Origin of the sequence: uncultured Oscillibacter sp. (assembly GCF_900546705.1) — a bacterium.
Taxonomy (GTDB): Bacteria; Bacillota; Clostridia; order Oscillospirales; family Oscillospiraceae; genus Oscillibacter.
The window spans coordinates 20,524-30,269 of the sequence record NZ_URDP01000024.1; the positions used below are offsets into that span (position 1 = coordinate 20,524).

General features: G+C 65.0%; 11 protein-coding genes. All 11 read left to right on the forward strand.

The annotated features are described in order from the left end of the window. Positions 1-31 precede the first annotated feature (31 nt). A complete protein-coding gene (locus tag QZS13_RS06530; protein WP_295587113.1) occupies positions 32-448 on the forward strand; it encodes a Fur family transcriptional regulator in 417 nt (138 codons plus the stop codon). Then, positions 435-1,145, forward strand: a complete 711-nt coding sequence (locus tag QZS13_RS06535; protein ID WP_295587115.1) for a metal ABC transporter ATP-binding protein — start codon at positions 435-437, stop codon at positions 1,143-1,145. Before QZS13_RS06530 ends, QZS13_RS06535 begins: the two co-directional genes overlap by 14 nt. Beyond that, positions 1,142-1,957 (forward strand): metal ABC transporter permease, encoded by an 816-nt coding sequence (locus QZS13_RS06540; protein WP_295587117.1) that lies wholly within the window; start codon positions 1,142-1,144, stop codon positions 1,955-1,957. The genes QZS13_RS06535 and QZS13_RS06540 overlap by 4 nt, the downstream gene beginning before the upstream one ends. A 218-nt stretch (positions 1,958-2,175) precedes the next feature. After that, on the forward strand, positions 2,176-2,637 hold the full coding sequence (gene rimP / locus QZS13_RS06545) for a ribosome maturation factor RimP (protein ID WP_295587119.1): 462 nt from the start codon (positions 2,176-2,178) through the stop codon (positions 2,635-2,637). A 48-nt stretch (positions 2,638-2,685) separates the two neighbouring features. Beyond that, positions 2,686-3,888: a transcription termination factor NusA gene (gene nusA, locus QZS13_RS06550; protein ID WP_295587121.1), complete on the forward strand. Its 1,203-nt coding sequence runs from the start codon at positions 2,686-2,688 to the stop codon at positions 3,886-3,888. A 20-nt stretch (positions 3,889-3,908) separates the two neighbouring features. Continuing rightward, positions 3,909-4,187, forward strand: coding sequence for an RNase P modulator RnpM (locus QZS13_RS06555; protein ID WP_295587122.1), 279 nt, complete (start codon positions 3,909-3,911; stop codon positions 4,185-4,187). After that, positions 4,177-4,872, forward strand: a complete 696-nt coding sequence (locus tag QZS13_RS06560; protein ID WP_295587124.1) for a hypothetical protein — start codon at positions 4,177-4,179, stop codon at positions 4,870-4,872. Before QZS13_RS06555 ends, QZS13_RS06560 begins: the two co-directional genes overlap by 11 nt. Positions 4,873-4,941: 69 nt before the next feature. Further along, the gene (infB, locus tag QZS13_RS06565; RefSeq protein ID WP_295587126.1) at positions 4,942-7,323 is read left to right on the forward strand and encodes a translation initiation factor IF-2; all 2,382 of its coding nucleotides are present in this window, start codon (positions 4,942-4,944) and stop codon (positions 7,321-7,323) included. A gap of 322 nt (positions 7,324-7,645) precedes the next feature. Next, positions 7,646-8,038: a 30S ribosome-binding factor RbfA gene (rbfA, locus tag QZS13_RS06570; RefSeq protein WP_295587128.1), complete on the forward strand. Its 393-nt coding sequence runs from the start codon at positions 7,646-7,648 to the stop codon at positions 8,036-8,038. Positions 8,039-8,041: 3 nt separating this feature from the next. Beyond that, a complete protein-coding gene (locus QZS13_RS06575; RefSeq protein ID WP_295587130.1) occupies positions 8,042-8,998 on the forward strand; it encodes a bifunctional oligoribonuclease/PAP phosphatase NrnA in 957 nt (318 codons plus the stop codon). A 31-nt stretch (positions 8,999-9,029) separates the two neighbouring features. Continuing rightward, the coding region (truB, locus tag QZS13_RS06580; protein ID WP_295587132.1) for a tRNA pseudouridine(55) synthase TruB at positions 9,030-9,746 on the forward strand (717 nt) is incomplete at its 3' end.

Genomic DNA, 9,746 nt, shown 5'->3' on the forward strand with positions numbered 1-9,746 from the left:
ATGATTTTCGTTTTCAAATTGGAGGCAGAGCATGTCCTATATCACCAAACAGCAGCAGGCGGTGCTGCGGTGCCTGGAGCAGCGGCAGGGGGAATCCCTGACGGCGGCGGAGCTGGCCCAGGCGCTGCGGGAAGAGGGGTGCCCCGTGGGGCTGGCCACCATCTACCGTCAGCTGGAAAAGCTTACCTGTGCCGGGCAGGTGCACAAGATCAACACGGCGGAGGGCGCCTTTTTCCACCTGTGCGACCATGCGGGCGGCCCCCGGGACTGCGTACTGCTCAAGTGCAGCAGCTGCGGCCGCATCCGCCACCTGGACTGCTCCCATCTCCAGGCCCTCTACGACCATCTGGAGCAGGAGCATCACTTCCGCATCGACCCCCGGGGCACGGTGTTCACCGGCCTTTGCGAGGTCTGCGCCGCCAAGGAGGACGCCAATGGAACCAAATGAGCTGATCGTCTGTCAGGACGTGTCCCTGGGCTACGAAGGCCAGAGTGTGCTGACCCATCTGGACCTGACCATCCGGGCCGGGGACTATCTTTGCATCGTGGGCGACAACGGCTCCGGCAAGTCCACGCTGCTGCGGGGACTTCTGGGGCTGCTGCCCCCCCAGTCGGGCCGGATTCTCCGCTCGCCAGAGCTCCAGCGGGGCGCCATCGGGTACCTGCCCCAGCAGACCCGGGCCCAGCGGGACTTCCCCGCCACCGTGTACGAGGTGGTGCTCTCCGGCTGTCTCAACCAGAAAAAAAGCCGCTTTTTCTACTCCGCCGCCCAGAAGTCTCAGGCCCTCATGAACATGGGCAAGCTGGGGGTGCTGGAGCTGAAGGACCAGTGCTACCGGGACCTGTCCGGCGGCCAGCAGCAGCGGGTGCTTCTGGCCCGGGCACTGTGCGCCGCCAGCTCCCTGCTCATTCTCGATGAGCCCATCACCGGGCTGGACCCGGCGGCAGCCCAGGACCTCTACAAGACCCTGGCCTATCTCAACGAGAAAGAGCACATGGCCGTGGTCATGGTGACCCACGACCTGCGCTCTGCATTGCAAAGCGCCCGCACGGTGCTGCACATCGGCCGCAGCAGCTACTTCCTCGGCTCTGTTTCCGAGTATCTGGCCTCCCCCCAGGGGCGGCGCTTCCGGGAGGTGGAATGATGTCCCTGAGTCTGATCTTCTCGTATCCCTTTATGCAGCGGGCCCTTATTGCCGGCGTGCTGGTGAGCCTGTGCGCGGCGCTGCTGGGCGTGTCCCTGGTGCTCAAGCGCTACTCCATGATCGGCGACGGCCTCAGCCACGTGTCCTTCGGTGCCCTGGCCATCGCCGTGGCCCTGGGGGTAACGCCCCTGTACTTCTCCATTCCGGTGGTGATCCTGGCGGCGTTCTTCCTGCTGCGCATGGCCAGCCACCCCCGCTGGAACAGCGACGCGGCCATCGCCGTCATGAGCGCGTCGGCCCTGGCGGTGGGCATCATCGTCATCTCCCAGACCACCGGCATGACCACAGACGTGGACAACTACATGTTCGGCTCGGTCCTGGCCATGACGCAGGCGGACGTGGCGCTGTCCGTGGGGCTGTCCGTGGCCGTGCTGGTGCTGTTCGTCCTCTATTACCACCGGCTCTTCGCCATCACCTTCGATGAAAACTTCTCCCGGGCCACGGGGCTGAAGGTGGACCGCTACAACACCCTGCTGTCCATCCTCACGGCGCTGACCATCGTGCTGGGCATGCGGATGATGGGCGCCATGCTTATCTCCTCTCTGGTTATCTTCCCCGCTCTGACGGCCATGCGCCTGTTCAAGAGCTTCCGGGGCGTGGTGCTCAGCGCCGGCGTCACGTCGGTGGTGTGCTTTTGCACGGGGCTGGGCGTCTCCTTCGTGTACTCCACGCCGGTGGGCGCGTCGGTGGTGGCCGCCAACCTCATCTTGTTCCTGCTCTCCTGCCTGATTGCGGCCCTGCGCCGCCGCTGAAATCCAGCCGGGTATGCACACACTGCATACCCGGCTGGATTTTACACAATATAATATAGAAAACTGCAAGAAAAGGCTTGCGCTTTCTCCACGTCTGTGGTATGGTGTGTATGTTAGAAGAGTAAGGTGTGTGGAGTGGGCCAGTGGTCCGCTCTTTTTATTGGCCTTTTTTGGCCGGTCAAATTTTGTAATTTCTGTAAAATAAAGGGGGCTCTCCCATGAAGAAGATCACCGACCTGACCGCGGAGCTGGCCGCGCCCGCCATCGCCGAACAGGGCTGCACCCTCTGGGACGTGGAGTACGTCAAGGAGGCGGGCACCTGGTACCTGCGCATCCTGCTGGACAAGGAGGGCGGCGTGGACATTCTGGACTGTGAGGCCGTCTCCCGGAAGGTCAGCGACCTGCTCGACGAGCTGGACCCCATCGAGGGCAGCTATACGCTGGAGGTGGGCTCCGCCGGCGCCGAGCGGGCCCTCAAGCGCCCCGGGGACTTTGCCCGTTTTCTGGGCAGCCCCGTGCTGGTGAAGCTCTACCGCAATCTGGACGGCCGCAAGGAGTTTGCCGGCACCCTGAAGTCCTATGACGAGGCCACCGGCGCCGTCACCGTCACCGTGGGCAGCCAGGATCTGACCTTTGAGAAAAAGGACGTGGCCCTGGTGCGGCTGCGGGTGGAATTTTAATCGTTCCTATTCGTTTGAAAAAGACGTATCAATAAAGGAGAATCACGAATGAAAGGCAAAAAGCAAAAGGAGCCCGTCGGCTTCAACCCTGCGGAGATTTTCGCCGCGCTGGAACTGCTGGAGAAGGAGCGGGGCATCCCCCAGTCCTTCATGATGGATAAGATCATCCAGGCCCTGACCACCGCCTACAAGCGGGACCACGACGGCGTGGAAAACGTCATTGTGGACGTGGACGAGGCCCATCACACCCTGAAGATGTTCGTGCAGAAGAACGTGGTGGCGGAGGAGGACTATGTGGACCCCGCCAACGAGATTCTGGTGGACGAGGCCAAGCACATCTCCGCCCGCTACAACGTGGGCGACGTGATCAACCTGCCCGTGGACAACGTGGAGTTCGGCCGCATCGCCGCCGGCAACGGCAAGCAGGTCATCATCCAGGGCCTGCGGGAGGCCGAGCGGGGCATGGTGTACGACGAGTTCAACTCCAAACAGCACGAGATTCTCACCGGCGTGGTCACCCGCATCGATCCCCGCAACGGCAACGTGTCGTTGCGCATCGGCACCGGCAGCGAGTCCACGGAGGCGCTGCTCATGGCCGGCGAGCAGGTGCCCGGTGAGGAGCTGACCGAGGGCATGCACGTGAAGGTGTACGTAGTGGAGGTCCGCCGGTCCACCCGGGGTCCCCAGGTGCTCATCTCCCGGACCCACCCGGGCCTTGTGAAGCGTCTTTTCGAGCTGGAAGTCCCCGAGATCTACGACGGCACCGTGGAGGTGCGCTCCATCGCCCGGGAGGCGGGCAGCCGCACCAAGATGGCCGTGTGGTCCAACGACGAGAACGTGGACCCCATCGGCGCGTGCGTGGGCCCCAAGGGCCAGCGGGTGGCCGCCATTGTCGAAGAGCTCCGGGGCGAGAAGATCGACATCATCAAGTGGAGCGAAGACCCCGCCCAGTTCATTGCCGCCGCCCTGGCGCCCGCCGACGTGGTGGACGTGTGGATGGCGGACGAGGGCAAGGCCTGCCGCTGCGTGGTGCCTGACGACCAGCTGTCCCTGGCCATCGGCAAGGAGGGCCAGAACGCCCGCCTGGCCGCCCGTCTGACCGGCTACAAGATCGACATCAAGCCCCAGAGCTACCGGGACCCTGAGGAGGAACCCGCCGGCGCTGAAGAGCCCGCTGCTACCGAGAACTCTGCGGACGCGGCGCAGGACGTTTCCGAAGCTCCCGAGACCGCGGACACCGTGGAAGAATAACCTGAAAGGCGGCCTGTACCATGCCAAAGCCAAAAAAGATTCCCCAGCGGCAGTGTGTGGGCTGCCGCGAAATGAAAGACAAGAAGTCCCTGCTCCGGGTGGTGCGAGCCCCCGACGGCACCGTGTCCCTGGACTTCGGCGGCAAGAAGCCCGGCCGGGGCGCCTATGTGTGCCACGACGTGGCCTGCCTGAAAAAGGCCCGCAAGTCCCGGGCGCTGGAGCGTGCCTTCGAGGTGACCATCCCGCCGGAGGTCTACGACGCCATGGAGGCGGAACTGGGAGGTGCGGATGGACAATAAAGCCATACTCTCCCTGCTGGGCCTTTGCCTGCGGGGCAATCACCTGGCGGTGGGCGAGGAGCCTGTGGCGGACGCCGCCCAGGGGTGCGCCATCCGTCTGCTGGTGCTCTCTTCAGACGCATCGGAGCCCACAAAGCGCCGGGCCGCCCGCTTTGCCCGGGAGGGCCAGTGCCTGCTGGTGACGCTGCCTGCCACCAAGGCGGAGCTGGGGCAGGCCCTGGGCCGTGCCAGTGCCGCCATGGCCGCGGTGACGGACCTGGGCCTGGCCGGCGCGCTGGCCAATCGTCTGGCCCAGATGGACCCCGCACAGTACGGGGAGATCGCCGCAAAAATGGACCTCAAGTCCCGCCGGGCCGCCGAGCGCCGCAAAGAGCACGCAGCCCGGAAAGAGGCGGAAAAGCACCAGCCCCATCCGGACGAAGCCGTCCGTCATGAGGACAAAAAGCCGTCTGCCCCGCCCCGTCCCCCCCGCCGGGAGGACGGACCGTCCCGGAAGCGCCGGGACGACACCGGGCGAGCGTCCGGCCCCCAGGGCCGGGACACGCAGCGCCGCCGGCACAGCACATGGGGCACAGGCGGCGCCAGGAGTACCGGCATCGGGAAAAAGCGGGGCGCCGTAAATCCCTACGCCCACAGCCGCCCTGTGAAAAAGGGCAAGGGCTCCTTCCGCAGGAAGGAATCCTGACCTGCCAGAGCGCAGTCACTTGTAAAAATTTCCCCAGCCCTCGGGTTGGAGCATAACGAGGTGTTTTTATTGGGTATTGAAAAATACAGAGTGCACGAGGTGGCGAAGGATTTCGGCCTGCCCACCAAGACCATCACGGAGATCCTGACCAAGTACGCCACGACTCCCAAAAACCACATGCAGGTCCTCAGCGACCATGAGCTGTCGGTGATTTTCGACTATCTGACCCAGCATCATCAGGTGGCCAACATCCAGTCCATCTTCGCCGAGGCCTACCAGGAAAAGCCTGCCGCCAAGGCCGAGGGCAAGCAGGACGCCAAATCCGCCGACAAGGGCGCCAAGGCCGAGAACAAGGGCACCCAGAACGCCCCCGCCAAGGCCGAGGGCAAGCAGGAAGTCAAAAGCGCCGACAGCAAAGCGGCACCCAAGCCCCAGCAGCCCGCGCAGCCTGCCACCCGGATTCCCCAGAAGAAGATCGTGGACACCCGCAAGGGCGGCGACGTGAACCTGGCCAAGTACGACGAGCGGCTGGAGACCCTGGGCGGCGAGCGGGCCGACCGGATGCAGCGCCAGCAGCGGGGCGGCAAGGAGAAGATCCGCTCCAACAACCAGCGCCGGGGCAACATGACCTTCTCCAACAAGCGCAAGCAGGACGAGGCGGAGCGCATGCGCCGTCTCCAGCTGGAGATCGCCAAGAAGGCCCCCGTGAAGGTGATGATTCCCGACGAGATCTCCGTGGGCGAACTGGCCTCCCGCATGAAAAAGACCGGCGCCGAGGTAGTCAAGTGCCTGATGAAAAACGGCGTCATGGCCTCTTTGAGCCAGCTGATCGACTTCGACACCGCCGCCATCATCGCCGAGGAGATGGGCTGCAAGGTGGAAAAAGAAGTCACCGTCACCATCGAGGAAAAGCTCATCGACGACCACGAGGATAAGCCCGAGGACCTGGTGCCCCGCGCCCCCGTGGTGGTGGTCATGGGCCACGTGGACCACGGCAAGACCTCCCTGCTTGACACCATCCGCAATACCTCCGTTGCCTCCGGCGAGGCCGGCGGCATCACCCAGCACATCGGTGCCTACCAGGTGCAGGTGAACGGCAAGCCCATCACCTTCCTGGATACCCCGGGCCACGAGGCGTTCACCTCCATGCGTGCCCGCGGCGCCATGATTACGGATATCGCCATTTTGGTGGTGGCCGCCGACGACGGCATCATGCCCCAGACGGTGGAGTCCATCAACCACGCCAAGGCGGCCAACATCCCCATCATTGTGGCCATCAACAAGATCGACAAGCCCGAGGCCAACCCCGACCGGGTTCTCCAGCAGCTGACCGAGTACGGCCTGGTGCCCGAGGACTGGGGCGGCGAGACCATCTGCTGCCGGATTTCCGCCAAGAAGCACATCGGCATTGAGAACCTGCTGGAAATGGTCACCCTCACCGCCGAGATGGAAGAGCTCAAGGCCAACCCCAACCGTGCCGGCCAGGGCACCGTCATCGAGGCCCGTCTGGACAAGGGCCGGGGCCCCGTGGCAACGCTGCTGGTGCAAAACGGCACCCTCAAGCAGGGCGATATCATCATCGCCGGCACCGCCGTGGGCCGTATCCGCGTCATGACCGACTACAAGGGCGGCCGCCTGACCCAGGCCGGTCCCTCCGTGCCCGTGGAGATCGCGGGCCTGTCCGAGGCCCCCGAGGCCGGCAGTCCCTTCTTCGCCGTGGCCGATGAGCGCATGGCCCGGGAGCTGGTGGAACAGCGCAAGGCCGAGGCCCGCGCCAAGGCCGCCGCGCCGGTGCAGAAGGTCTCTTTGGAGAATCTGTTCGACCAGATCCAGGCCGGCGAGCGCAAGGAGCTGCCCCTGATCGTCAAGGCCGATGTCCAGGGCAGCGTGGAGGCCGTGAAGGCCTCTTTGGAGAAGCTCTCCAACGACGAGGTCAACGTCCGGGTCATCCACGGCGGCGTGGGCGCCATCAGCGAGTCCGACGTGATGCTGGCCGCCTCCTCCGGCGCCATCATCGTGGGCTTCAACGTCCGGCCCGACGCGGCCGCCCGGGACGGCGCAGCCCGTCAGAACGTGGATATGCGGATGTACCGGGTCATCTATGACTGCATCGACGAGATCACCGCCGCCATGAAGGGCATGCTGGCGCCCAAGTACCGGGAAGTGGTGCTGGGCCACGCAGAGGTCCGCCAGACCTACAAGGTCTCCGGCGTGGGCACCGTGGCCGGCTGCTATGTCCAGGACGGCAAGATCGTCCGCAACTGCTCCGTGCGTGTGGTGCGGGACGGCATCGTCATTCACGAGGGCCAGCTGGCGTCTTTGAAGCGCTTCAAGGACGACGCCAAGGAAGTGGCGGAGAACTACGAGTGCGGCATGACCGTGGAGAAGTTCAACGACATCAAGGAAGGCGACATCATCGAGGGCTATACCATGGAGGAGATCCCCCGCTGAAGGCACTGCGCCTGTGACATCCGCTCTTCCCCGTCGCCTTCCTGCGCCGCACGGCGGCGCCCCGCATCAAGCGGGTCCAAGCGCTTTGGGCTCTGCCCAAAGCCTTGCCGCAGGCAGGCTCCGCCTGCCGAGGATGGTCCCCGGGTCCCCCTGCAAAACAGGGTTTTGCAGGGCAGGCGACATCATCGAGGGCTATACCATGGAGGAGATCCCCCGCTGAGGCGGACGGCTCCATGGGCCACGCGAAACATCAAACCGAATCTGAGGGCGGCGGCGCCAGCGCCGCCGCCCCTGCTTTTTAACTGAGAAAGGAGGCCCATTCATGCCCAGCAATCGAATTGGCCGCATCAATGAAGAAATCCAGCGGGAGCTGAGCGACCAGCTCCGCCGATTGAAGGACCCCCGTGTGTCCCAGACCGGCATGGTCTCCATCACCCGGGTGGACACCACCGGCGATCTGCGTTACGCCCGGGTCTATATCTCCGTTCTGGACAAGTCCCAGGAAAAGGACGTGCTCCAGGGCCTCAAATCCGCCGCGGGCTTTCTGCGGCGGGAGTTGGGACGCGCGCTGCAGCTGCGCTACACGCCCCAGCTGCAATTCATCGCCGATGACTCCATCCTCCACGGCGCCCACATTCTGGAGGTACTGCGCCAGGTGGAGCGTCAGGACGAGGAGCGCGCCGCCGAAGACGGCACGCCGGAAACGGAGGCGTAAAGCATGCTGACGGTAGATGAGGCCGCAGCCCTGCTGCGGCGGCTGGACCGGGTGCTCATCCTCACCCACGTGCGCCCGGACGGGGACACAGTGGGCTGCGCGGCGGCTCTGTGCGCCGCCCTGCGTGCTCTGGGCAAGACGGCGTATCTGCTGGATAACCCGGAGCTGACGGAGACCACCACCCCCTATTTCGCCCCCTATACGGCCCCGGCGGACTTCGTGCCGGAGCATGTGGTCTCCACGGACGTGGCCACCACGGCCCTGCTGCCGGAAAACGCCCTGCCCTACGCAGGCCGCATTGACCTTGCCATCGACCACCACCCCTCCTTTGAGCACTTCGGCCGGGAGAACATCCTGCGTGCGGACGCGGCCGCCTGCGGCGAGCTGGTCTACAGCATCCTCTCCCGCCTGGGCCCCATCACCCCCAAGATCGCCCTGCCTCTGTATGTAGCCGTCTCCACGGACACGGGCTGCTTTGCCTACGGCAACACGACGCCCAATACCCACGCGGTGGCGGCGGCTCTCATGCGCACCGGCATCGACTATCACACGGTGAACAAGGTGTTCTTCCGCACCAAGAGCCGCAAGCGCATGCAGCTGGAAGGCGCCATGCTGAGCGCCTGCGAGTTCTATGACCGCGACCGGGTTGCCGTGCTGTCCGTGCCCCTTTCCCTTATGGCCCGGTTTGAGGCCACCGAGTCCGACGCCGAGGACCTCAGCGCCCTGGGCGGCCAGATCCAGGGCGTGGACTGCGCCATCACCATGCGGGAGTTGAAGCCGGACGTGTGGAAGATGTCCCTGCGGACCGGCAGCCGCGTCAATGCTACGGAGGCCTGCCGTCTCCTGGGCGGCGGCGGACACGCCGCGGCCGCGGGCTGCACGGTGGAAGCCCCCTGGCAGGAGGCCAAGGCGCGGATATTGGCAGCCGTGGCCCAGGTGGCCGGCGACTATGCCGGATGACCGGCAAATCCAAGTGAAGTGAGGACACCCTATGCCAAACGGCATCGTCATCATCGATAAACCGGCGGACTGGACGTCCATGGACGTGTGCGCCAAGCTCCGGGGCATCCTGGGAGAGCGGCGCATCGGCCACGGCGGTACCCTGGACCCCATGGCCACCGGCGTGCTGCCGGTGTTCGTGGGACAGGCCACCCGGGCGGTGGAGTTTGCGGAAAACGGAGAGAAGGAGTATCTGGCCGGGCTGCGGCTGGGCCAGGTGACCGACACGGAGGACACCACCGGCCGCGTGCTGGAGACGTTCCCGGTCGCCGTCTCTGCCGCCGACGTCTCCGCGGCCCTGGAATCTTTCCGGGGCCCTATCCAGCAGATCCCGCCCATGTACTCGGCCATCAAGGTCCAGGGAAAAAAGCTCTACGAGCTGGCCCGGAAGGGTCAGCAGGTGGAGCGCAAGCCCCGCAGCGTCACCATCTACCAGCTGGAGCTGGTGGAACAGGTGAATGAGACAGACTACCTGCTCCGCTGCCGGTGCTCCAAGGGCACCTACGTGCGCACCCTGTGCCACGACATCGGCCGACGCTTAGGCTGCGGCGGCACCATGTACAGCCTGCGGCGCACCATGGCCGCCGGCTTCACCCTGGACCAGGCCGTCACGCTGGAGGACGTGCAGTGCCGGGGAGAGGAACTTCTTCTTCCCACGGACAGCCTGTTTTCTCAGCACCCCATTTTGCTTCTCAAGTCGGACAAGCTG